Below are 22,652 nucleotides of genomic sequence, written 5' to 3'. Positions count from 1 at the left end.
CGGGGAGATTGCGTGAGGAGTGGTGTGGACCGGTCCGCGAGCGGAGAACCTTACCCCCGACTACGGGTACCTCGGGGGAAGCAGAAAAGTGGCAGCTGACCACAGAGAAGAGACGGCTCTCGAACTCCTCGTCCATGGAGTGGGGGGCACCACACCGGAACAGATGCTGGGCGACCCCAGGACCGTGCGGGTCTCCGGCGACGAGACGGCGGCCGTCTTCCGCCGCACCGAGGACGCCGACGCCGAACAGCGCCCGGACGACTACCGGGGCAAGCCCGTCCCGGAGGCGTACGTCTGGTGCAATCTGACCTCCGGCAACGGCTCGCGGGCCTTGTGGCTCCTGCTGCTGCCCTTCATGGTGGTCAACCTCGCGCACTGGATGCGCCCCACATCGCGGCGCATGAAGAAGACGGTCCGCATGTACGGACTCCTGGTGCGCCTCACCGGACTCACCCTCACCGTCCTGCTCGTCGCCGCCGCCTGCGAGGTCGCCATCGACCTGACGGCCTGGCAGTGCGCGGGCACCCCTGAGTGCGCCTCCGGCCGCTCATGGCTCGGCTTCCTCGCGCCCGACGCCTCGGGGCACGGTGGCTGGTGGAGCCGGCCGGGCCGCCGCGTCGCCCTCGCCGCGGTGGTGCCCGCCGCGCTCACCGGGCTGCTCTGGTACCTCTCCCATCGCACCTGGAGCGCGTACGAGTCCCAGACCCCGCTGCCCCACCAGGCCGACCCGGAGGAGGAGACCGGCCGGACGGCGCTCGGGCGGCCCGGCTTCTGGTACGGCCGCAGGCTGGTGGCCCGGCTGCGTGCCGCGCACACGGCCGCCGGTTTCCTCACGGTGGCCGCCGCGGTGGGTACCGCCGCCGCGCGCCAGGACCGACGCGGCGGCGGCCCCGCGCTGCTCGACGTCCTCGGCTGGGTCCTGGAAGTGACGCTCGTCCTCGGCGCGGTGATCGTCGTCCTGGTGGTGTGCCGCAGGGGACGCAGCGAGAACAGGATCGACCAGCAACTGGACGAGAAGCTCACCCGCGGGCTGCCGGCCGGCGCGCTCACCCTCCTCACCCTGACCCTCCTGTACGCGGGGTGGGACCGCCCCGGCTGGACCTCCGACGGCAGGCTGCCCGGCAACGTCACCTTCGGAGGCATCACCCTGGTACAGGGCCTCCTGGTCATCGCCCTCGCCGTGGTCGCCCGCACCCTCTACCGCACGGCCCCCGACCCCCGCACCGCCCTGCGGGGCTACGCGGGACCCGCCGTCGCCATGCTGTCCTGCGCGCTCGGCGGCGTGATGTCCGGAGGCGGCGCCCAACGCGTCGCCGACTGGCTGGACGGCGCGGGGGAGCCCGGCTCGGGCGGCACCATAGACGGCCCGCCCGTCCTGCTGACCTGGCAGGCGTCCGTGATCCCGCCCCTCCTGGTGGTCGTCGCGGCGCTCTGCGGCTGGCTCGGCGTCCGCACCTGGAAGCGGGCCCGCCGCGACCGGGCGAACGTGCTGCTCGACTACCCCGGCGAGCCCAAGGACGCCGAACGCACCCGGCGCATCGCCGGTACACGCGCGCGTGCCGCCCTCACCGACCGGGCTCCGCTGCTCGTGGGCATCACCTCATCGGTGACGCTGCTGCTCGGCGCGGGGGCACTGGTCGGCGCCTGGGTCAGCGACCAGGTGCCGGGGGAGGCCGCGATCGGGGCGCCCGGCTTCGTCGTCGGGGCGGCGCAGACCTGCCAGGCGCTCGGCTCCTGGCTGATCGGCTTCGGCTTCATACTGTTCGTCACCTGGGGCCGCCGCGCCTATCGCGACGCCTCCGCACGCCGCACCATCGGCATCCTCTGGGACGTCGGTACGTTCTGGCCGCGCGCCGCCCACCCCTTCGCCCCGCCCTGCTACGCCGAGCGCGCCGTCCCCGACCTCACCTGGCGCATGCACACCTGGACCCGGGCGACGCGCGCCACGGGCGGCCGGCTCGTCATCTCCGGCCACTCGCAGGGCAGCGTCCTGGCCGCCGCGGCCGCCTGGCAGCTGTGGCCCTCCGTACGCAAGAGGGTCGCCCTGCTCACCTACGGCTCACCCCTGGAGCGGCTCTACGGCCGGTGGTTCCCCGCCCACTTCGGCCCGGCGGCCCTCAGCTCCCTGCACCGCGAGGTCGACTGCTGGCGCAACCTGCACCGCCCCACCGACCCGATCGGCGGCCCCGTCCGGGTCGTCCCCGAGGACGAGGGGCCGCAGGTCGACCGCGCGGCGCTCAAGGACCCGCTAGCCTACGGCCGCACCGAGCAACACCCGCTGCCCGCACCGATCCTGGGCCACTCCGACTACCAGGCGGATCCGGCGTTCGCCGAGGAACGCGCACGGCTCCTCGCCCGCCTCAAGCCCGAGGTGCCATCGCCGCGCCCGGGGGCCGACGGGGCCGCGGGGCCGGTCACGGCAGTTCCGGCAGATCCTCCGGATACAGCAGGGTGAGGTCGTCCGTGCTCGGTTCCTCGAACTGGGCGACCCGTCCCGCGTGCCGCTCCACCATCGACTCGAACGTCTGGCGGGCGGTGCGGCCGTTGCCGAACGCCGGGCCCTTGGGGAGCGCCGTGAAGTACTTCAGGAGGGCCTCGCCCGTCCCCGTGTCGAGGCGGTACTCGTGCTCCTCGGCCTGCTGCTCCACGATCCGGAGCAGCTCCTCAGGGGCGTAGTCGCTGAAGGTGATGGTCCGTGAGAAGCGGGACGCCACACCGGGGTTGACGGAAAGGAAGCGCTTCATCTCGGCGGTGTAGCCCGCCACGATCACCACCACCGCCTCTCGGTGGTCCTCCATCAGCTTCACCAGCGTGTCGATGGCCTCCCGGCCGAAGTCACGCCCGGAGTCCTCGGGCGAGAGCGCGTACGCCTCGTCGATGAACAGCACACCGCCGCGCGCCCGGTCGAACGCCTCCTGGGTGCGGATCGCCGTCGACCCGATGTGCTCGCCCACCAGATCGACCCGCGACACCTCGACGAGATGCCCGCTCTCCAGGACGCCGAGAGACGCGAGGATCTCGCCGTAGAGCCGCGCCACCGTCGTCTTGCCCGTGCCGGGGGAGCCCGTGAACACCAGATGGCGGCGCACGGACGCGGCCTTGAGCCCCGCGAGCTGCCTGCGCCGTCCGACCTCGATCATGTCGGTGAGGGCGCGCACCTCGCGCTTCACGCTGTCCAGGCCCACCAGCGCGTCGAGTTCACCGAGCACGGCCTTCGACGAGCGGGACGGCTCGGCGGCGACGCTCTTCTCCGGTTCCGTTGCGCGCTGCCCGGGAAGCGCGCCGAGCAGACCCACGGACTGCGTGGCCGTCTGCGGGGCCGACTCCTGCGTACGGGATGCCGCGGACACGCCCGTCGCGGCGGTCCGCACACCGCCGCTCTCGTCGCTGGTGCAGTCCTCGACGAGCGGCCCGTCCTCGGCGAACTCGAAGCCGCCGCGCGCGCACCTCTCCGTACGGCACTTCTTCAGCGTCGTACGGCAGCCGTCGATGACATGGAAGCCGTAACCCCCGCTGTCGGTGACCCGGCAGCCGTGCAGGCTGCCGCGACCACCCGCCGAGACGTAGAAGCCGGCCTCCGCGGGCGAGGTGACCGTGCAGCGCTCAAGGGTGGGGTCGGCGCCCTTGGTGACGATGACGCCCGTCTGGACGCCGTCCACCGTGCAGTTGGCGAGCGTGCCGCCGCTGCCGTGATCGCGGAACCACGCGCCGGTGGCGGCGTCGCGGATGCGGCAGTCGTCAAGCTGCGCCGTCGCACCGTCGCTCACGGACACCGCCGTGTTGCGCACCTGGGAAAGATCGCTGTCGACGACATCGGCACGCGAGCCGCGGTCGAGGACGAACAGCGCGTCCGGCACGTCGTGCACCCGGCAGGACTCCAGGACGGCCGTCGCGCCGTCGCTGACCCACACCGCCGGGTAGTCGCCCGTGCTGTCGTGGATCTCGCACTGGTTGGCGTCCACACGCGTGCCCGGGTCCCAGACCGAGAGGCCGTTGCGCCCGAACTGACGCACCGTGGAACGCGTCAGGGTCAGCACCGAGCGGGAACGCAGATCGATCGCGTTCTCCGGAATGTCATGGATGCGGCAGTCGGCGAGCGTGAGGACCGCGTCCGTGTCGAGCGTGACGCCGTCCGACGTCGTGCGGTGCACGTCGCAGTCCGTGAGGTGCGCCGCGGCCCGCCCGGTGATCTGCACCCCCGAACCCTTGACCTCGTACACCTCGCAGCCGATCGCCTCGAGCCCCGAGTGCTCACCGGTCACCGAAAGACCCGCGCCGGACGCGTGATGCACCCGGCAGCGCTCAAGGCGCGGGTGCGCGCCGCCGCGTACCGCGATGCCCGACTGCCCGGCCGAGACGATCTCGCACTCCTCGAAGACACCGCCGCCGCCGTCCAGCACGGCGATCCCGATGCCGCCCGGGTTGTCGACGGTGCAGCGGCGCACGGTGGGCCTCGCGCCGCCGCGCACCTCTATACCGGCCGCGGAACGCGTCACCACGCGTACGTCGATGAGTTCGGGCGCCCCGTCCTCGACGAGCAGCGCGGGCGCCGCCGAGTCCTGCCCCTCGACATGCAGGTCCTGCACCACGGCGGACGACCGGACGGTGAGCGGCACTCCGTCCGATGGCGCGATGCGGACGGAGCCGGGGGAACCCTCGGGACCGCGCAGCGTCACCGCCCGCTGGACGACGAGGTTCTCGCGGTACGTGCCGGGGGCGATGGTGAGGACGTCCCCGTCGCTCGCGGCCTCCAAGGCGGCAGCGAGCGATGCGTACTCACCCGTGCGGCGCCGCCACCGCGAGGTGCCGGTGTGCGTCACCTGGACCGTGCCCTGTGCCATGGAGTTGCTCTGCCCCCACCTTGTCGTACGCGGGACCTCACGACCTCGCGCAAGGAGCCGAAGAGTTCGGCCGGTCCACCGTAGCGCGCGCGGCGAGGGCGAGTTGACCCGATCGCCAGGCTCTCACCTGGTCATCGCCGGTCTCTCACCTGCCCCGGGAGGCGGCGCGGGCCGCTCAGGAGCCGGTGCCGGTCCGTCCCCAGTCCGGCCCCGCCTTGTCCCATGCCTGGTCCCAGCGGTCGTAGCGCCGCGCGATGAGCCGCCAGACGACCAGGCGCCGCGTTCCCTCCACGAGTCCGATGACCGCCACCGCCGTGCCGAATCCGGCGAGGGCCGCGTGCGTGGACGCCGTCACGTCGTCCAGCGGGCGGCCGACCACCTGGCCGTGCTCGTCCGTCCAGAGCGCGAACCGGTCGCCGGGGTCGGGGGACCGGAGGTCGGCGAACACGGTGCCGGAGTGTGTCGTGCCGTCGGGCGCCGTCCAGTCGGCGAGCACCCGGCTGTGCTTGTCACGCGCGGAGGACGTCTCGGGGTCGGGGTCGACCGGGGGCCGTGAGACCTTCTTGACCACCGTGGCGGCGATCTCGTGACGCGCCTTGTGCTGCTCCCGCGCGGACTGCAGCAGCGCGTCCCGAGAGAGGGAGCCGATCGCGAAGCCGGCCAGCGGCGCCGCGACCGCCATGAGCAGCACGGCGGCGAAGGCAACCCAGGCTTCGGCGAGGTCGCTCTTGCGGCACAGCGGATTGTGCCGCCAGCACCATAGCCCGACGAGTGCTCGCACAGTCCTGCACCCCCTTCCGCGTCCGTCTTTACCAGGAACGGCGCGGCCCACGCGTCGACAGGAAGAAGAGAGAGGCACATCACCCTTCTTCACACAGACTCAACGACCGCGCCCGGCCCCCGAGTTCCCTTCGCCCACGCCCTTAATCGAGGACGGTGAACGGATCACCGATCCGGATCGAACCGGTCGTCTCCGGCACCAGATTCTGGCCGAAGACCAGCTGGTCACCGAAGCGGCGGTGCTTGGCGAGCGTCCGCAGCGGCTCCTTGCCGCGCTCCGCGCTCCGCTGGTCGGTGGTGGTCACGACACAGCGCCCGCACGGCTTGGCCACCCGGAAGGTGACCTCGCCGATCGCGATGCGCGACCAGTCGTCCTCGGCCCAGGGTGCCGTCCCGTCCACGACCACGTTCGGCCGGAAACGGTTCATGGGCAGCGGACCCTCGTCGGAGTGATCGCCCTGCGCGATCAGCGAGTTCAGGGCGTCGAGCGAGGAGAGCGTGGTCAGGAGCAGCGGAAACCCGTCTGCGAAGGAGACGGTCTCGCCGTCCTTGGCGTACGCGGGATCGATGGCGCGCCGCGTCCTTGGGTCGTCGAGGTGGACGAGCCGGGCGTCCGTCTCCAGATAGGCGCTGAACCAGGCGTGGGCCTCCGCCTCGGCGGGTACCGCCTCGACCTTGTCCTTCCAGATGTCCACCGTGACCGTAGCGCCGGGACCGGGCACGGGGACCGTAAGGGCGTCGCGACCGGGCGCGGACACGCGTATGCCGCCGCCGGGCAGAAGCTCGGCGGCGGCCAACGCCAGCCGCGGATGCGGCCTTTGCGTCAGGACCTGCCCGTCACCGTCGATCACTACCCACCGCCGGTCGCCTGCGAGTCCCCAGGGCTCGACGACGGCCTCACGCGGAGCGTGTCCCCCGACCGCCTTCAGTGGGTAGTAGTGGATCGAGTGCAGCGCTGAGTTCGGCATGCCGTCATCCTGCCAGCAGCCACTGCCAGGGACGCATGCGGGCGAATCAGTAGCCGCGGTAGGGGCGGTTGTACGGATCCTCGTACGTCGCCGGGGCGGGGCGCGGCGCCGCGGGGCGCATGGCCTCGTAGCCCGTGCCGGCCGGTGGGCGCTGTTGTTGCTGGGGGCCCGGGTAACCGCGCGGCGCCGACGGCTGCTGCGGGATGTACGGCGCGGGCGCCTGCTGAAGCGGCGCGGGCTGCTGCGCGTAGCCGTACGCCGGATTGTGGTGGGACGGAGCGGCAGGCAGCGCGGGCAGGGCTGACTGCAGTGCGGGCAGGTGACTGCCCGTGTCGTACGCGGAGGGGACCCGGATCGGGGCGATCTGAGGAGTACCCCGCTCGGCGACAAGGGAGTCGTAGATCGGAGTGTCCGGGAAGGACGGCGCGGAGTAGTAACCGCCGCCATAGGTGGAGCGGGGGGAGGTCATGACACATAAGTTAAGCCCTTGATGTGCTGGTTGGGGAGACCGATAAGAGGGTTGTTTTACGCGTCGGTAGTGACTTGGAGTCCCCAATGCGAGCGAACTTAGGAAAAATCGGTCGCATGACGACGTATGGATCATGTAAAAGCCGAGCTCCGTACGGGTTACCGGCGGTTGACGCACCGTTGACATGAGGCTCGTGCGACGGGGTGTCGGCGGTGGGCATGGGCCTCCCGGGGGCCTGGGTAATAGGTTGGTCATGAACGGGACGGCGGCATGGCCGGACGTGGCGACTTGCGATGGGGGCGGACATGACAATGCCTAAAGGATCGAATGTTCCTGTGCCGGCACCTGCCGTGCGCGTCGAATTGGGGTGGGCTTCAGGACCCGGAGTGCCGGACGCCGACGCGTCGGCGCTGCTGCTCGCCGCTTCCGGGAAGGTCCGCTCGGACGACGACTTCGTCTTCTACAACCAGGCGGTCCACACCTCCGGCGCGGTGCGGCACGAGGGAAAGAAGACCGACGGCGGCCGGGTGACCGACGCGCTCGTGGTGGACCTCGCGCGCGTGGAGCCCGCCGTCGAGACCGTCGTCCTCGCCGCATCGACGGACGGCGGCGCCTTCGGGCAGGTCCCCGGCCTCTTCATCCGGGTCGTCGACGCGGCGAACGGCGCCGAGATCGCGCGCTACGACAGCCAGGACGCGACGGTGGAGACGGCGTTCGTCCTCGGGGAGCTCTACCGCCGCCAGGGCGCGTGGAAGTTCCGCGCCGTCGGGCAGGGTTACGGCAGCGGCCTCCAGGGCCTGGCCACGGACTACGGAATCTCGGTGGACGAGCCGCAGCAGGCGCCGCCGCCCGCCGCCGTGCAGGCGCCCCCGGCCCCCGTGGCTCCCGCGGCCCCCGCCACCCCCCTCCAGGCCCCGCCGCCGCCCGCCCAGGCGCCCGCGCCCGCCGCCGCCCAGCCCGTGCGCCTCACCAAAGTGACGCTGACCAAGGAAGCGCCGTCCGTCTCGCTCACCAAGCAGGGCGGCACATCCGGCGCGATGCGCGTGAACCTCAACTGGGAGGTGCGCAAGCAGTTCAAGGGCTGGGCCAGCAAGCTCGGCCGCGCCGTGGCGACGCACGCGGACCTCGACCTCGACCTGTGCGCCCTGTACGAACTCGCGGACGGCCGCAAGGGAGTCGTCCAGGCGCTCGGCAACGCCTTCGGAGCCCTTGACCAGCCCCCGTATCTGCTGCTCGACGGCGACGACCGCACGGGAGCCGTGGCCGCCGGCGAGAACCTCACGGTCAACCTCGACCACATCAACGACTTCAGGCGCATCGTCATCTTCGTGACGATCTACGAAGGCGCGCGCAGCTTCGCCGACCTGAACGCCACGGTCACCCTCCAGCCGCAGCACGGCGCCTCCATCGACTTCTCGCTCGACGAGTGCACGGTGCCCTCCACGGTGTGCGCGCTCGCCCTGATCACCAACAACAACGGCGACCTCTTCGTCCAGCGCGAGGCCCGCTATCTGGTGCCCGAGCGCGGCGTGAGCCCGCAGCGCACCATCGACTACGCCTACGGGTGGGGCATGAACTGGACGCCCGGCAGGAAGTGACCCCCAGGGCAGGGGATCAGGACTGCTCCGCGGTGGGGTCGGGCCGGGCGTAGGTCCGCCCCTTCCACGCCGCACCGCGCCCCCTGTAGTGCTGCACCGCCGAATCCACTGTCATGAGGAGGTAGAGGAAGGCGGTGAACGGCAGCAGAGGGGCGAGCCAGAGGGTCTGCCGGTAGTAGCGCAGCATCGGGAGGTACGTCGCCGTCATCAGGAGCCACGCGAGCCCACCGAGCACGGCGGGCACCGCACTGCCGGTGGCCAGGCCGGCAAGGAGCGCGAGAGGCGGGACCAGGTAGACCAGCGCGAGGCCGAGGACGGTGCCGAGCAGGACCAGCGGGTTGTGCCGCAGCTGGGCGTAGGCGCTGCGCGACACCATCCGCCACAGGTCTGCGAGACGGGGGTATGGCCGCACGCTGTCGACGCGCTCGGCGAGGCCGAGCCAGATGCGGCCGCCCGAGCGCTTCACCGCCCTGGCGAGCGACACGTCGTCGATCACCGCGTGCCGGATGGAGTCGGGGATCCCCGCCCGCTCGGCGGCCACCGCGCTCACCAGGACGCATCCACCCGCCGCGGCCGCGGTCCGCGAGGTCTTCCGGGCGATCCGGCGGAACGGATACAGCTGGGCGAAGAAGTACACGAACGCCGGGACGACGAGCCGCTCCCATCCGCTCTGTACGCGCAGCCGCGCCATCTGCGAGACGAGATCAAAACCGGCCGTCTCCGCCGCCGCGACCAACTCCCGCAGGCTGTCCGGCTCATGGGCGATGTCCGCGTCGGTGAGCAGCAGATAGCGCGGCTCACGCGCGCGTGCCAGGCCCATTCCATGGCGCACGGCCCAGAGCTTGCCCGTCCAGCCGCGCGGCGGCTCACCCGGCGAACCGACGGTCAGCGGCAGACCGCCGTGGCGGTCGGCCAGGGCGCGGGCGAGCTCGCCCGTACCGTCCGAACTTCCGTCGTCGACAAGGAAGATCTCGGCCTGCCCGGGATACTCCTGGGCAAGGAGCGAGGGAAGGCTCTTAGGCAGGACCGCGGCCTCGTCGCGCGCGGGGACGACGACGCAGACCGATGGCCAGCCGTCCGGTTCGCGGCGCGGGGGCAGACGCAGGTCCGTGCGCCAGAAGAAGCCCTGCCCCAACAGCAGCCACAGCCAGGCGACAAGCGATGCGGCGACGGTCCACACAACGGCGCTCATCCGCCGCAGTCTGCCCCACGCCGCCGGGTGCCGGGGGCCCATCGACTATGGTGACCGGGTGAAGATCGCGCTCATCGACTCCGGTATCGGCCTGCTTCCCGCGGCGGCGGCGGTACGCCGTCTGCGGCCGGACGCCGATCTCATCCTCTCATCGGACCCCGACGGGCTGCCCTGGGGACCGCGCTCCGCAGAGGACATCACCGAGCGCTCCCTGGCCATCGCCGAGGCGGCGGCATCGCACCACCCCGAAGCGCTGATCGTGGCCTGCAATACCTCTTCCGTGCATGCCCTGCCCGCCCTGCGCGCCCGCTTCGAGCCCGGTCTGCCCGTCATCGGGACCGTACCGGCGATCAAGCCGGCCGTGGCGGGTGGCGGCCCCATCGCCATCTGGGCCACTCCGGCCACCACCGGAAGCCCCTACCAGCGCGGCCTCATCGAGGAGTTCGCCGGTGGCGTCGGCGTCACCGAGGTGCCCTGCCCCGGCCTTGCGGACGCCGTGCAGTACGCCGACGAGGCGGCCATCGACAAGGCGGTCGCCGCCGCGGCGGCCCTCACCCCGCGTGATGTAAGGGCCGTCGTCCTGGGCTGCACCCATTACGAGCTGGTCGGAGAGCGTATCCGCGCGGCGGTGCAGCAACCCGGCATGCCGCCTCTCGTCCTGCACGGCTCCGCCGGTGCGGTCGCCGCCCAGGCGCTGCGCAGGACCGGGGAACTCCCCGGTGCGGGCGCCGGCACGGAAGGCGGCCTGACGGTGATTTTGAGCGGGCGGGCCGCCGAGCTGCCCGTCGCCGCCCACACGTACGCAGAAGGCAGGCTGCTCGCGGCGGTCAGCTCCGCGCGCTGAGCGCTCAGGGACGAGCCGTCACGCTCCGCGATGCCAGTGCGGTCACGCTCCGCGATGCGGTGCCTTCGGAGCGGAAGGTGAGTAGTCTCTGACGCATGAGGGACCACACCCACGGCGAGCGGGGCAGCACAGCCGACGCCCCGCCGGAAGTCTGGACCGGCAGCGCGACCAACCGCATGCAGTGGCTGCTGGCGCTGGTGGGTGCCTCCTGCCTGGCACTCGGCATCGAACTGGCCGTCGACAGCATGTGGACGTCCGGGATCGCGGCCCTGGTCATGTCCGTCGTGGGGTGCATCGCGGCCGGGCTTCTGATGCTGTTCGGCACCCTCGCCTTCGTCCATGTCGCCGTGAAGGTCGACATGGAGTGCCTCGAAGTGCGCTGCGGCCACATGGGCGTGCCGCGCCGCCGCATCCCCCTCTCCCACGTGGTGGCCGCCGAGTTCGCGCAGGCGGTCAGCCCCCGGCAGTGGGGCGGCTGGGGCTACCGCTCGCGGCCCGAACTCGGCACCGCCGTCGTGGTCAGGCGCGGTGAGGGCCTGGTGCTCAGCCTGGGCGACGGACGCAAGTTCACCGTGACCGTCGACGACGCCGAAGCGGCCGTGAAGATCATCCGTGACCGTCTCTCCAGGGCGAAGTCTCCGACGCTCTGACCTGCGCCGCGTCGTCGCCGTCGTCGCCCAGCGGGCGTGCCGTGGCGATGCCCGCCAGATAGCCCGCGCCCGTCGTCACCGCCGTGACACTCAGCGCGTTGCCGACCGAGGCGACGGCGGCCAGAGCAGTGAGGGCCGCGCCCGCCGACAGGACGACCTGGGTGGAACGCGGCGAGCGGTACAGGGCGTACAGAAGCCAGCAGAACACCGCGGCGAGCAGCACCACGCCCAGCAAGCCCTGCTCCGCCGCCTGCTGCAGCGGCGCGGAATGGGGTTTGCCGTCCGTGAGGAGATTCTCGGCCACCGTGGGACTCGCGTCGGCGAACCGCCCCGGGCCCACCCCGAGCGCCGGTTCCTGGCCCACCAGGGCGAGCGCGTCGTGCCAGAGCTGGACCCGGTATCCGTGGAGCTGGCCCTCCAGGGACGCGCTCAGGCCCTCCGGGAGTACGTCATCGGCGATGGCCCAGGTCAGACCGGTCACCACCGCCGTCGCCAGGGCGAGGCCCACCAGGCCGAGCGCCCTGCGCCGCATCAGGGCCGCCGCCAGCGAACAGAGCAGGATCCCGGTGCACGCCACGAGACCCGCCACAGAGCCGAGCGCCACGGCGGCCACCGCGACCCCGACGGCCACAAGGCGCATCGCGAGCCGCACCGAGGGGCCCCGGGCCGCCCACGCCGCGCAACAGGCGGCCCCCGAGGCAAGGATCAGGAGCGCCGCCGTCGCCCCGGTGTGGCCGAGCGGCGCCGCGCTGACCGGCCCCGGCGAGAGCCGCGGAGCCACCGCCGCGAGGCCGGCCCCGGCGAGCGCCCCGGCGCAGGGCGCGGCCACCGGCAGGAGCGCGCCGCAGATCCGCCCGCCCGCGTAACCCGCGGCCACGGCGAGCACCGCGAGGAGTACGCCCTCCGGCTGCCCGCCGTGCACCCCGGCGGTGATCAAGGACCAGGCCGCGCACACGCCGAGCAGGGCGACCCCCGTCGCGTCGGACGCGCTGCGTCGCTCGTACCCCATAGGTCTACCGGCCGTCACGGCCATCCCCGTTGCCCCCACCCCGTCGCCCCCCACTGTGAGACGGGCCCCGATCATGGTGGACCGATCACTGTGGCTTGATCTGGCCGCATGTCAGGGGCTCCGGCACACCGTAACGGCTGCGACCGGGAGATGTGGACGTCTTGCGCAGGAACGATCCGCCCGCAGGTCCCGCAGCGACCGGGGCATGACCGTGCTGTCCGTGTCCAAGTGACGCGCCGTACACTCCCCGAGTGACCGCCACCACCACCCCCGTAGACGAGTCGGAGCAGTTCGGGCCGCGGCCCGGGACCGTCTCCCGTAAGGCCCGCTTCCGGCGAGCGCTCGTTCCGGCCGCCGCGGCGGCACTCTCCGGAGTGCTGCTGTACGTCAGCTTTCCGCCACGCACCCTGTGGTGGCTGGCCCTGCCGGCCTTCGCGGTGTTCGCCTGGTGTCTGCACGGCCGCGGGTGGAAGGCGGGCCTCGGGCTCGGCTACCTCTTCGGGCTCGGCTTCCTGCTGCCGCTCCTGGTGTGGACCGGAGTGGAGGTCGGCCCCGGCCCCTGGCTGGCGCTCGCCGCCATCGAGGCGATGTTCGTCGCCCTGGTCGGAGCGGGCATCGCCGCGGTCTCGCGACTGCCCGGCTTCCCGCTCTGGGCGGCAGCCCTGTGGACCGCGGGTGAGGCGGCACGCGCGCGTGTGCCGTTCAGCGGCTTCCCCTGGGGGAAGATCGCCTTCGGGCAGGCGGACGGCGTGTTCCTCCCGCTTGCCGCGCTCGGCGGCACTCCGGTCCTCGGGTTCGCCGTGGTCCTGTGCGGATTCGGCCTGTATGAGATCGTCCGCCAGGCACGCGACGTACGGAGCACCCGGGTCGTACGCCGTGGCGCCGCGGCCGCGGCCCTGCTCAGCGTGCTCGTCCCGGTCGCCGGTGCGTTCGCCGCGCGGCCGCTCGTCAGCGACGACGCCGAGGACGGCACCGCGACCGTCGCGGCCATCCAGGGCAACGTCCCGCAGGCGGGCCTGGAGTTCAACGCCCAGCGCCGCGCCGTGCTCGACCACCATGTGCGCGAGACCGAACGGCTCGCCGCCCGGGTGAAGGCGGGCAAGGCCGAGCAGCCGGACTTCGTCCTGTGGCCAGAAAACTCTTCGGACATCGACCCCTTCACCAACCCCGACGCCCGCGAGGCGATCGAGCGCGCGGTCAAGGCGATCGGCGCCCCCATCTCGGTCGGCGGAGTCGTCGAGACCAAGGAAGGCAAGCTCTTCAACGAGCAGATCCTGTGGGACCCCAAGAAGGGCCCCACGGACACCTACGACAAGCGGCAGATCCAGCCCTTCGGCGAGTACATCCCGCTGCGTTCCCTCGTCGGCTTCTTCAGCAGCGATGTAGGCATGGTCCGCCAGGACTTCAGCCGCGGCACGAAGCCCGGCGTCTTCACCATGGCGGGCACGAAGGTCGGCCTCGCCACCTGCTACGAGGCGGCCTTCGACTGGGCCGTACGCGACACCGTGACGCATGGCGCGCAGCTGATCTCGGTACCGAGCAACAACGCGACGTTCGACCGCAGCGAGATGACGTACCAGCAGCTCGCCATGTCACGCATCCGCGCCGTCGAACACAGCCGCAGTGTCACCGTCCCGGTGACCAGCGGTGTCAGCGCCATGATCATGCCGGACGGCAGGGTCTCCCAGAAGACGAAGTGGTTCACCGCGGACTCCCTGGTCGAGGAGGTGCCGCTGCGTTCCTCGCAGACCCCGGCCACCGAGCTCGGCACCCTGCCCGAGGGCATCCTCGTGCTGATCGCCGCCGCCGGTCTCGGCTGGGCGGTGACGGCGCGAGTGCGGGCCAAGCGCGCGGGTCAGGCCCGTTAGGGTCGTCGGCATGGCTACTCCTGACTTCATCAGCACCATCCGGGCCGACGCGGGGCACCAGCTCCTGTGGCTTCCCGGGGTCACCGCCATCGTCTTCGACGACGACGGCAGAGTGCTGCTCGGGCGGCGTTCCGACAACGGCAAGTGGTCGGTCATCGGCGGCATCCCGGACCCGGGCGAGCAGCCCGCGGCGTGCGCCGTGCGCGAGGTGTTCGAGGAGACCGCGGTGCACTGCGTGCCCGAGCGGGTGGTGCTCGTCGAGGCCCTGGAGCCGGTGACGTACCCCAACGGCGACACCTGCCAGTTCATGGACATCACCCTGCGCTGCCGTGCCGTCGGCGGCGAGGCCCGGGTCAACGACGACGAGTCGCTCGAGGTGGGCTGGTTCGCCCTTGACGCGCTGCCCGACCTGCACGAGTTCGGGATCTTCCGGATCAAGCAGGCCATGGCGGAGGAACAGCCCACCTGGTTCGACCGCAGCTGAGGACGCACCCGCGGAAGACGGCGCCGGGCCCGCTCAGGTGGCCTTGAGCAGGTCCGCGCACTTCTCGCCGATCATCATCGTGGTGATGCACGGGTTGACCGCGGGCAGGAACGGCATGACCGACGCGTCGGCGACGCGCAGGCCCGTGACGCCCTTGACGCGCAGTTCGGGGTCGAGCGGCGAGTCCGCGTCGCCTGCCGCGCCCATCCGCACGGTGCCCGCCGGGTGGTAGACGGTGTTGTGGGTCTCGCGGATGTACGCGAAGAGCTCGTCGTCGGTCGTGGCGTTCGGGCCCGGGGCCAGCTCGGCGCCCGCCCAGTCCGCCAGCGGGGCCTGCGCGGCGATCTCGCGGGCGAGCCGCAGCCCGTACGTCATCACGCGGATGTCGTGCTCGTGCGTGAAGTAGCGCGGGTCGACCTTCGGCTTGTCCCGGAAGTCACGCGTGCGCAGCCGGACCGTGCCCATCGAGCGGGCCCGGGTGACGTTCGGCGTGAGACAGAAGGCGTTGTCGGTGGTCGGATAGCCGCGCCGGTAGGTGTTCATGTCGAAGGGCACCGAGCCGTAGTGGAACATCAAATCCGGGCGGTCAAGGCCCGGTTCGGTGTCCGCGAAGATGCCGATCTCCCACCACTGGGTGGAGGAGGTGACCATGGGCTGCTTCGCCTCCCACATGATCACGCCCTCGGGGTGGTCCTGGAGGTGGGAGCCGACGCCGGGGGAGTCCACCCGCACGTCCACGCCACACTCCCGCAGATGCCCGGCGGGACCGATGCCGGACAGCATCAGGAGCTTCGGCGAGTCGATGGCCCCGCAGGAGACGATCACCTCAAGGCGCGCCCTGACGCTGTTGCTGTGGATGGTGTCGGGCTCCAGGTACTCGACGCCCGTGCAGCGCCGGTTCTCGTCGAACAGCAGCCGCCTGGCCTGCAGCCCCGTGCGTACCTCAAGGTTGGGACGCTTGCCCAGAATCGGGTGCAGATACGACACCGACGCCGACGAACGGGTGCCGTCCGGGCGGGAATTGATCTGAAACCAGTGCGCGCCGCGCTTCACCGTCTTGCCGGTGTTGAAGGGGGTGGTGGGGATGCCCGCCGCCGCGCACGCCTCCAACAGAGCCGTTCCGCAAGGGTCGTTCGGCGGGACGCTCATGATGTTCACCGGGCCCGAGCGGCCGTGGTGGTCGCCGGGCGCGTCGTTGGTCTCCAGACGCTGGTAGAGGGGGAAGCAGTCCGCCGCGCTCCAGCCCGTGCAGCCGAGCGCCCCCCACTCGTCGAGGTCCTCCGCCGGGGCCCAGAAGGCGATGCAGGAGTTGTGCGACGAGCAGCCGCCGAGGACCTTGGCGCGGGCGTGCCGCATGAAGCTGTTGCCGTTCTCCTGCGGCTCCACCGGGTAGTCCCAGTCGTAGCCGGACTCAAGGAGGGCCATCCAGCCTTCGAGACGCAGGATGTTGTCGTCGCCGACGTCCGAAGGCCCGGCCTCAAGGACACAGACGCTGACGTCCGGGTCCTCGGTCAGCCGCGCGGCGACGACCGCGCCTGCCGTACCGCCGCCGACCACCACGTAGTCGTACTCGGCCTTGGGGCTCTCTGCGGGCATGGTGACTCCAGATCAGAGGGGTTCAGGGGGCGGCAGGGGGCGGCGGGGGAGAGGTGGGGTCGACGGCCTCTTGGAAGCGGTGCTCTTCGAGGACGCCTGCCTTGTGCCGCTGCACGAACCAGTAGTAGGCGAAGCCGCCGCAGGCCACGATGCCGATGAAGACGAACGCGCCCCAGCGCAGATACCAGTGCTGGGGTCCCGTCGCGTTGTAGACCTCCGCGCGGGGCCAGGCCAGGTTGATGGACATGGCCGCGCCCCAGAGCACGGCGATGATGTTGACGGGCAGGCCCCACTTGCCGAGCGAGAACTTGCCCTCGGCGGGCTGCCACTGGCCGCGCAGACGCCTGATCAGCATCGGTGTGGTGACCAGCAGATAGGCCACGTAGATCATGATGATCGCGATGCTGGTGATCACCGAGAAGATCTGCGGCTGGTTGATGTTGATCACCAGGATGCCCACGCCGACGAGCCCGATGATGATCGCGGGCAGTACGGGCGTCTTGAAGCGCGGGCTGACCCTGGCGAGCAGCGAGGACGCGGGCAGGCAGTTGTCACGTGCCATCGCGAACGCGAGGCGGATGCCCGCGGCGTGCACCGCGAGGTCGCAGACGGTGATGGCGACGACCACGCACCACAGCACGATCTCGCCGATCGTGGAGCCGAGCGTGCTCAGGACCACGTACTGCAGGCCGTCCACGGACAGTTGCTTCGAGTGCAGGTCGGGCACGGCCAGGAGTGCGAACAGCAGGATGAGCCCGCCGATGAGGAACGAGAAGACGAGCGCCCGCAGGATGGCCCGCGGGGCGTTGCGGCTCGGGTCGAGGGACTCCTCGCCAAGGGACGACGCGGTGTCGAAGCCGTACATCACATACGCCGATGCGAGCGAAGCGGTCAGGAACGCCCCGAGATACCCGAGGTTCTGCCCCTTGCCGAGGCCGCCGGTCTCCATGATGGCGCTGGGGCCGCGCGTGATGTGCGCGGCGAGCAGCACGATCAGTACGACGGCCGCGATCAGCTCGATCAGCACGCCGGCGGAGTTGATCCGGGCCATCAGCTTGACGCCGAACGCGTTGACCAGCGTGGTGAACAGGATCAGCACGGCGCCGAGAAGCACGGCGTTCTTCGCCGCGTCGGTCGTACCACTGCCGTCCCCGATGAACTGGAACGTGTCGGAGATCTGCGGCAGCGTGATCTGGTACGCGAGGGCGACCGCCGCCAGGGACACCATGGTGGCCGTCAGCATCATCCAGCCGCCGAGCCAGCCGACGTGCGGGCCGCCGAGCTGCTTGGCCCAGTTGTAGACGGACCCCGCGACCGGGAAGCGGGCGGCCAGCTCACAGAAGCAGAGCGCCACCATCAGCTGGCCGACGAAGACCATCGGCCAGGACCACCAGTAGGCGGGACCGCCGAAGCTGACGCCGAAGTAGAAGAGCTGGAAGGTGCCGGTGAGGATCGAGATGTAGCTGATCCCGGCGGCGAAGGTGTGGAAGTTGCCGAGGGTGCGCTTGAGTTCGGGCCGGTATCCGAGCTTGCCGAGCGCGTCGTCATCGTCCTGATGCTGCTGCCGGGCGGCGTCGGCGGCCTCGGCGCCCTTGTCGGGATCCGTGCTCATTCGAACCACCTCTGGGGTGTCGGTGCGAGGTTGCGCCAGATGTGCTTGGCCTCTTGGTACTCGGCGAGGCCGGCCGGGCCCAGCTCGCGGCCGAATCCGGACTGCTTCATGCCACCCCATTCCGCCTGCGGCACGTAGGGGTGGAAGTCGTTGATCCATACGGTTCCCGCGCGCATCCGGGATGCCACCCGGTGCGCCTTGCCGGTGTCCTGCGACCAGACGGCGCCCGCGAGTCCGTACACGGTGTCGTTGGCGAGCGCGACGGCCTCGCCCTCGTCCCGGAATCGCTCGACGGTGAGCACTGGACCGAACGACTCGTCGGTGATCACGGACATGCCGGGGGTGCACTCGTCGAGGACGGTCGGCGGGTAGTAGTAGCCGTCCGCGAGGGCCGGGTCGTCAGGGCGGGCGCCGCCGCAGCGCAGCACCGCGCCCTCGGCGATGCCGGCCGCCACGTACGCCTCGACCTTGTCGCGGTGCGCGGCGGAGATCAGCGGCCCGGTGCGGGCGTTGAGGTCGAAGGGTCCGCCGAGCCGGATCTGCTGCGCCCGCTCGACCACTTCGTCGACGAACGCGTCGTGCAGCTCGTCCTGGACGAGGAGCCGCGCACCCGCCGAACAGACCTGCCCCGAGTGGAGGAAGATCGCCATCAGGGCGTAGTCGACGGCCGCCTCGAAGTCGGCGTCGGCGAAGACGATGTTGGGATTCTTGCCGCCGAGTTCCAGGGCGACCTTCTTCACGGTGGGGGCCGCGGCGGCCATGATGCGGCGCCCGGTGACGAGCCCGCCGGTGAACGACACCATGTCGACCCGCGGGTCCTCGCTCAGGGGCGCGCCCGCGGTGGGGCCCGCGCCGAGGATCAGGTTGGCGGCCCCGCCCGGCAGCCCGGCCTCGGTGAGCAGGCGCATCAGGATGATGGAGGTGTGCGGGGTCAGCTCGCTGGGTTTGAGGACGAAGGTGTTGCCCGCGCCGAGCGCGGGGGCGACCTTCCAGGCGGTCTGCAGCAGCGGATAGTTCCACGGCGTGATCAGCGCGCACACCCCGACCGGCTCGTGCACCACCCGGCTGTCCACCTCCGGACTGCCCGCGTCGACGACCCGGTCGGTGCCGCCCGCCGCCGTCAGGTTGCCGAAGTAGCGGAAACAGTTGGCGATGTCGTCCATGTCGTACTCGCTCTCGACGAGCCGCTTCCCGGTGTCCAGGGATTCGGCGCGGGCGAGTGCGTCCTTGTCGCGTTCGAGGAGGTCGGCGACGCGCAGCAGCAGCCGGCCGCGTTCGGCCGCCGGGGTGTCAGGCCAGGGTCCGCGGTCGAAGGCCTCACGTGCGGCGGCGATCGCCGCGGCGGCGTCCTTCGGCCCGGCTTCGTCGACGGTCGCGACCAGGGTGTTGTCCGCGGGGCAGCGGATCTCCCGTACCTGCCCGTCCACGGCACTGGTCCACGTTCCGCCGATGAACAGCTCCGGCATGACGGCTCCTCGGGGGTGGAATGCGCGGGTGCTCCATCAAGGGACGCTAAGGAGAAAGCGCCGCGCCCGCACCACGGGAGCCGCTATTCGGCGCTATTCGGCTCTATTCGGATCAGCCGCCGCAAGCACCCCCCACGCTCAGTTAGCCTGAGGGCACGATGAACCTGCTGAGCACGTCTTGGGGCGCGTACGACCTCACACGATTTCCCGAGGACCCCCGCGACCCGCTGCGCGCCTGGTCCGCCGCCGACGCCTACCTGCTGCGGCATCTGGCGGGTGAGACGGGCAAGGCGGGTGAACCAGGTGAGATCGACGCGGGGGCCAAGCCCGTGGACCTCTCCGGCACCGTGGCCGTCGTCGGCGACCGGTGGGGCGCGCTGACCACCGCCCTCGCCGAGCACGGGCCGACGCTGATCACCGACTCGTTCCTCGCGCGGGAAGCGACGCGGGCCAACGTGGCGCGCGCCGGATTCGCGCCGGACGCGGTGCGGCTCACCACGACCGGCGACGCCCCGCCCAGCCGGATCGACGTACTCCTCGTCCGCGTACCGAGGAGCCTCGCGCTCCTCGAGGACCAGCTGCACCGGCTCGCGCCCGCCCTGCACGCGGACACGGTCGTCGTCGGCACCGGCATGGTCACCGAGATCCACACCTCGACGCTTGAGCTGTTCGAGCGGATCATCGGCCCTACGCGGACCTCCCTCGCCCAGCAGAAGGCGCGGCTCATCTTCAGCACGCCGGACCCCGGGCGCGACGCAGGACCCAGCCCCTGGCCGCGCAGCTACGTCCTGGACGACGACTCCGGAGCGGGATCGGGACTGACGGCCGTCAACCACGCCGGGGTGTTCTGCGCCGAGCGCCTCGACGTCGGCACCCGCTTCCTCCTGCGCCATCTGCCGACCGGCAGGGGCGCCGCGCACATCGTGGACCTGGGCTGCGGCAACGGCGTGCTCGGCACGGCCGCCGCCGTCGCCGATCCCGAAGTCACGCTCACCTTCATCGACGAGTCGTTCCCGGCCATCGCCTCGGCGCAGGCGACCTTCCGCGCGAATGCCGCCGACTCCACGAAGGCGGAGTTCGTGGCGGGCGACGTGCTGGCGGCCGTCCCGGACGGGTCGGTGGACCTCGTCCTGAACAACCCGCCCTTCCACAGCCACCAGGCGACCACGGGCGCGACCGCCTGGCGGATGTTCAGCGGGGCGCGGGCGGCGCTGCGCCCCGGCGGCGAACTGTGGGTGGTCGGCAACCGCCACCTCCAGTACCACGTGAAGCTGCGCAAGCTCTTCGGCAACTCCCAAGTGGTCGCCAGCGACCCGAAGTTCGTGGTCCTGCGGGCGGTCAAGCGCGACCGCTGACACTGCCTCAGGCCGCTGGCGACCGCCTCAGATCGCTGATACGCCTCAGGCGTCGAAGGCGGTGGCCCGGGTCACCTTCTCCCACGCGGCGATCTCCGCGCGGACCGCGTCGAGGTGACCGACGACCGCGTCCACGCCGTCGTCGCCGAGCGGAAGCCGCAGCGGTGTGTCGTCGGCGTCGAGCGCGGTGAGGATGGCGGCGGCGGCCTTGGCCGGGTCGCCGGGCTGTTCGCCGTCGCCGCCCGCGACCATGGCGCGGGTGACGCCCGCCGTCTGCGCGTAGTCCGGAATCTCGACGGCGCCGGCGCTGGTGTTGCCGAACAGGTTGGTGCGGAACGCGCCCGGCTCCACGATCAGGACCTTGATGCCGAGCGGCCCCACCTCCTGGGCCAGCGCCTCCGACATCCCCTCAAGGGCGAACTTCGTGCCGCTGTACGCCGAGAACCCGGCGAACGACATCTGCCCGCCCATGCTGCTCATCTGCACGATCGCTCCCGAGCGCCGTGCCCGCATGTGCGGAAGGACGGCGCGGGTCAGCGCGGCCGGGCCGAAGACATGCACGTCGAACAGGGAGCGCAGCTCGGCGTCCGAGTCCTCCTCCAGGGCGCCGACGTGGCTGCGGCCCGCGTTGTTGACCAGGACGTCGATGCGGCCGTGGCGGTCGATGACGTCCTGTACGGCGGCCTCTGTTCCGGCGGTGTCGGTCACGTCCAGGGTGAGGGCCTCGACCTGGTCGGGGTGGGCGGCGACCACGTCGTCAAGGGAGGAGGCGTTGCGGGCGGTGGCCACGACCACGCCTCCCGCGGCGACGGCCGCCTCGGTGATCGCCCGGCCGAAGCCGCTGGTCGCCCCCGTCACGAGCCATACCTTGGTCATCTCGAACTCCCTTGCACTGTCGGTCGGTTCATCCGTAGTCGGTTACGTGGATCATTCTGTGGCCGGTGCGACTGGCCCGTCCAAGACCTGCCGTGATAGCTGATGGTTATGGACCTGAACGGCAAGGACGTACACAGCAGGGATCTTCGCTACTTCGTCGCGGTGGCGCAGGAGCTGCACTTCACGCGGGCCGCCGAGCGGCTCTTCGTCTCGCAGCCCGCGCTGAGCAAGCAGATACGGTCCCGGGAACGGCAGTTGGGGACCGAGCTGTTCGTGCGGGACCGGCGGGAAGTGCGTCTGACGTCCGCCGGTGCTGCGCTCCTGCCGTACGCCCAACAGGCGCTCGCAGCAGTGCAGTTGGGTGTGGAGGCAGTGGAGCGCGCGAAGACCGAGGAGCGTGCCACGCTCGCCGTGGGCATGAGCACTCGCCCTGCCCGTGGCGGTCTCCTTCCGGCGGTGCGGTCCCGCTTCAGTGCGGCGCACCCGACGGCCACGATCCGTCTGCGGCAGGTGGGTTGGCAGGACGCGAGCGCGGGCCTCGCGGACGGCACGGCGGACGTGGGCTTCATCTGGCTGCCGGTTCCGGACGCGGAGCGCTACGCCTGGACGGTGGTCGCCGAGGAGGCACGCCATGTCGCCCTGCCGGATACGCACCGCCTCGCGGCCCAGGACGAGATCGACTTCGCGGACATCGCCGACGAACCCTTCCTCGCGCTGCCCGAGAGCGCGGGCGCGCTGCGGGACTACTGGCTCGCCCTGGACGCCCGCGCGGGCCGGCCGCCCCGGGTCGGCGCGGAGATCGCCAGTACGGACGAGACGTACGAGGCGCTGGTGGACGGCCGCGGCATCTGCCTGGTCGCCGCGGGCAACGCACCCCTGATCACCCTTGGCGGCGTCGTCACACGTCCGGTGCGCGGTATCGCGCCCAGCCGGTTCGCCCTGGCCTGGCGCGTGGGCGAGGACCGCCGCCCGCTGGTGGGGGCGTACATCAGGGCGTGCCGGGAGGCACTGGGGCGGGCCGAGTAGGCGCCCACGGGGCCCATG

General features: G+C 71.5%; 18 protein-coding genes. 8 read left to right on the top strand and 10 right to left on the bottom strand.

Annotation, left to right across the window (positions count from 1 at the left end; genetic code table 11):
- Positions 1 to 88: 88 nt before the first annotated feature.
- Positions 89 to 2,455: a hypothetical protein gene (locus tag ACGFX9_RS10875; RefSeq protein WP_393468101.1), complete on the top strand. Its 2,367-nt coding sequence runs from the start codon at positions 89 to 91 to the stop codon at positions 2,453 to 2,455.
- On the opposite strand, the gene ACGFX9_RS10870 is transcribed toward ACGFX9_RS10875, so the two are convergent.
- The 4 genes from ACGFX9_RS10870 to ACGFX9_RS10855 form a co-directional block, all read right to left on the bottom strand.
- Positions 2,415 to 4,841: a right-handed parallel beta-helix repeat-containing protein gene (locus tag ACGFX9_RS10870; protein ID WP_393468099.1), complete on the bottom strand. Its 2,427-nt coding sequence runs from the start codon at positions 4,839 to 4,841 to the stop codon at positions 2,415 to 2,417. The genes ACGFX9_RS10875 and ACGFX9_RS10870 overlap by 41 nt on opposite strands.
- Before the next feature lie 175 nt (positions 4,842 to 5,016).
- Entirely contained in the window at positions 5,017 to 5,622 is a 606-nt protein-coding gene (locus ACGFX9_RS10865; RefSeq protein WP_393468096.1) for a hypothetical protein, read from the bottom strand.
- A gap of 142 nt (positions 5,623 to 5,764) precedes the next feature.
- Positions 5,765 to 6,589, bottom strand: coding sequence for an MOSC domain-containing protein (locus tag ACGFX9_RS10860; protein WP_393468094.1), 825 nt, complete (start codon positions 6,587 to 6,589; stop codon positions 5,765 to 5,767).
- A gap of 46 nt (positions 6,590 to 6,635) precedes the next feature.
- The gene (locus ACGFX9_RS10855) at positions 6,636 to 7,058 is read right to left on the bottom strand and encodes a DUF6643 family protein (protein WP_393468091.1); all 423 of its coding nucleotides are present in this window, start codon (positions 7,056 to 7,058) and stop codon (positions 6,636 to 6,638) included.
- A 293-nt stretch (positions 7,059 to 7,351) separates the two neighbouring features.
- Between ACGFX9_RS10855 and ACGFX9_RS10850 the strand changes: the two genes are divergently transcribed.
- The gene (locus tag ACGFX9_RS10850; protein ID WP_393468088.1) at positions 7,352 to 8,656 is read left to right on the top strand and encodes a TerD family protein; all 1,305 of its coding nucleotides are present in this window, start codon (positions 7,352 to 7,354) and stop codon (positions 8,654 to 8,656) included.
- Between the two features lie 16 nt (positions 8,657 to 8,672).
- Here ACGFX9_RS10850 and ACGFX9_RS10845 read toward each other — a convergent pair whose 3' ends face one another.
- Complete coding sequence (locus ACGFX9_RS10845; protein ID WP_393468085.1) at positions 8,673 to 9,848, bottom strand: glycosyltransferase; 1,176 nt, start codon at positions 9,846 to 9,848, stop codon at positions 8,673 to 8,675.
- 58 nt (positions 9,849 to 9,906) lie between these two features.
- Here ACGFX9_RS10845 and ACGFX9_RS10840 point away from each other — a divergent pair, with 58 nt between their 5' ends.
- The gene (locus ACGFX9_RS10840; protein ID WP_393468082.1) at positions 9,907 to 10,692 is read left to right on the top strand and encodes a glutamate racemase; all 786 of its coding nucleotides are present in this window, start codon (positions 9,907 to 9,909) and stop codon (positions 10,690 to 10,692) included.
- Between the two features lie 95 nt (positions 10,693 to 10,787).
- Entirely contained in the window at positions 10,788 to 11,342 is a 555-nt protein-coding gene (locus ACGFX9_RS10835) for a hypothetical protein (protein ID WP_393468079.1), read from the top strand.
- Here the strand turns inward: ACGFX9_RS10835 and ACGFX9_RS10830 are convergent.
- A complete protein-coding gene (locus ACGFX9_RS10830; protein WP_393468076.1) occupies positions 11,299 to 12,351 on the bottom strand; it encodes an O-antigen ligase family protein in 1,053 nt (350 codons plus the stop codon). The two genes, ACGFX9_RS10835 and ACGFX9_RS10830, sit on opposite strands and share 44 nt — an antisense overlap.
- 251 nt (positions 12,352 to 12,602) lie before the next feature.
- On the opposite strand from ACGFX9_RS10830, the gene lnt reads away from it, so the two are divergent.
- Both lnt and ACGFX9_RS10820 read left to right on the top strand, forming a co-directional pair.
- On the top strand, positions 12,603 to 14,219 hold the full coding sequence (lnt, locus tag ACGFX9_RS10825) for an apolipoprotein N-acyltransferase (RefSeq protein WP_393468073.1): 1,617 nt from the start codon (positions 12,603 to 12,605) through the stop codon (positions 14,217 to 14,219).
- Between the two features lie 10 nt (positions 14,220 to 14,229).
- Positions 14,230 to 14,703 (top strand): NUDIX domain-containing protein, encoded by a 474-nt coding sequence (locus tag ACGFX9_RS10820; protein WP_393468070.1) that lies wholly within the window; start codon positions 14,230 to 14,232, stop codon positions 14,701 to 14,703.
- Positions 14,704 to 14,736: 33 nt separating this feature from the next.
- On the opposite strand, the gene ACGFX9_RS10815 is transcribed toward ACGFX9_RS10820, so the two are convergent.
- Genes ACGFX9_RS10815 through ACGFX9_RS10805 form a run of 3 tightly spaced genes read right to left on the bottom strand, consistent with a single transcriptional unit; the run spans position 14,737 to position 19,377 of the window.
- On the bottom strand, positions 14,737 to 16,299 hold the full coding sequence (locus tag ACGFX9_RS10815; RefSeq protein ID WP_393468067.1) for a GMC family oxidoreductase: 1,563 nt from the start codon (positions 16,297 to 16,299) through the stop codon (positions 14,737 to 14,739).
- A gap of 22 nt (positions 16,300 to 16,321) precedes the next feature.
- On the bottom strand, positions 16,322 to 17,911 hold the full coding sequence (locus tag ACGFX9_RS10810; protein ID WP_393468064.1) for an APC family permease: 1,590 nt from the start codon (positions 17,909 to 17,911) through the stop codon (positions 16,322 to 16,324).
- A complete protein-coding gene (locus ACGFX9_RS10805; protein WP_393468062.1) occupies positions 17,908 to 19,377 on the bottom strand; it encodes an aldehyde dehydrogenase family protein in 1,470 nt (489 codons plus the stop codon). The genes ACGFX9_RS10810 and ACGFX9_RS10805 overlap by 4 nt, the downstream gene beginning before the upstream one ends.
- Before the next feature lie 158 nt (positions 19,378 to 19,535).
- Between ACGFX9_RS10805 and ACGFX9_RS10800 the strand changes: the two genes are divergently transcribed.
- Complete coding sequence (locus ACGFX9_RS10800) at positions 19,536 to 20,732, top strand: methyltransferase (protein WP_393468059.1); 1,197 nt, start codon at positions 19,536 to 19,538, stop codon at positions 20,730 to 20,732.
- Positions 20,733 to 20,777: 45 nt separating this feature from the next.
- On the opposite strand, the gene ACGFX9_RS10795 is transcribed toward ACGFX9_RS10800, so the two are convergent.
- On the bottom strand, positions 20,778 to 21,608 hold the full coding sequence (locus ACGFX9_RS10795) for an oxidoreductase (RefSeq protein WP_393468056.1): 831 nt from the start codon (positions 21,606 to 21,608) through the stop codon (positions 20,778 to 20,780).
- Positions 21,609 to 21,710: 102 nt separating this feature from the next.
- On the opposite strand from ACGFX9_RS10795, the gene ACGFX9_RS10790 reads away from it, so the two are divergent.
- Entirely contained in the window at positions 21,711 to 22,634 is a 924-nt protein-coding gene (locus tag ACGFX9_RS10790) for a LysR family transcriptional regulator (protein WP_393468053.1), read from the top strand.
- Positions 22,635 to 22,652: the final 18 nt, after the last annotated feature.

Source organism: Streptomyces sp. NPDC048436 (assembly GCF_043200355.1).
Classification (GTDB): Bacteria; Actinomycetota; Actinomycetes; order Streptomycetales; family Streptomycetaceae; genus Streptomyces.
The sequence above is the reverse complement of the archived record's forward strand: the minus strand, read 5'-3'. Positions and strand labels throughout refer to the sequence as shown.

What these genes read in the sequence shown, in the direction of transcription:
- ACGFX9_RS10810 (WP_393468064.1), bottom strand. Translation starts at nt 17,911, where the DNA reads ATGAGCACGGATCCCGACAAGGGCGCCGAGGCCGCCGACGCCGCCCGG.
- ACGFX9_RS10820 (WP_393468070.1), top strand. Translation starts at nt 14,230, where the DNA reads ATGGCTACTCCTGACTTCATCAGCACCATCCGGGCCGACGCGGGGCAC.
- ACGFX9_RS10795 (WP_393468056.1), bottom strand. Translation starts at nt 21,608, where the DNA reads ATGACCAAGGTATGGCTCGTGACGGGGGCGACCAGCGGCTTCGGCCGG.
- ACGFX9_RS10870 (WP_393468099.1), bottom strand. Translation starts at nt 4,841, where the DNA reads ATGGCACAGGGCACGGTCCAGGTGACGCACACCGGCACCTCGCGGTGG.
- ACGFX9_RS10835 (WP_393468079.1), top strand. Translation starts at nt 10,788, where the DNA reads ATGAGGGACCACACCCACGGCGAGCGGGGCAGCACAGCCGACGCCCCG.
- ACGFX9_RS10845 (WP_393468085.1), bottom strand. Translation starts at nt 9,848, where the DNA reads ATGAGCGCCGTTGTGTGGACCGTCGCCGCATCGCTTGTCGCCTGGCTG.
- ACGFX9_RS10815 (WP_393468067.1), bottom strand. Translation starts at nt 16,299, where the DNA reads ATGCCCGCAGAGAGCCCCAAGGCCGAGTACGACTACGTGGTGGTCGGC.
- ACGFX9_RS10800 (WP_393468059.1), top strand. Translation starts at nt 19,536, where the DNA reads ATGAACCTGCTGAGCACGTCTTGGGGCGCGTACGACCTCACACGATTT.
- ACGFX9_RS10860 (WP_393468094.1), bottom strand. Translation starts at nt 6,589, where the DNA reads ATGCCGAACTCAGCGCTGCACTCGATCCACTACTACCCACTGAAGGCG.
- ACGFX9_RS10805 (WP_393468062.1), bottom strand. Translation starts at nt 19,377, where the DNA reads ATGCCGGAGCTGTTCATCGGCGGAACGTGGACCAGTGCCGTGGACGGG.
- ACGFX9_RS10790 (WP_393468053.1), top strand. Translation starts at nt 21,711, where the DNA reads ATGGTTATGGACCTGAACGGCAAGGACGTACACAGCAGGGATCTTCGC.
- ACGFX9_RS10855 (WP_393468091.1), bottom strand. Translation starts at nt 7,058, where the DNA reads ATGACCTCCCCCCGCTCCACCTATGGCGGCGGTTACTACTCCGCGCCG.
- ACGFX9_RS10850 (WP_393468088.1), top strand. Translation starts at nt 7,352, where the DNA reads ATGGGGGCGGACATGACAATGCCTAAAGGATCGAATGTTCCTGTGCCG.
- ACGFX9_RS10830 (WP_393468076.1), bottom strand. Translation starts at nt 12,351, where the DNA reads ATGGGGTACGAGCGACGCAGCGCGTCCGACGCGACGGGGGTCGCCCTG.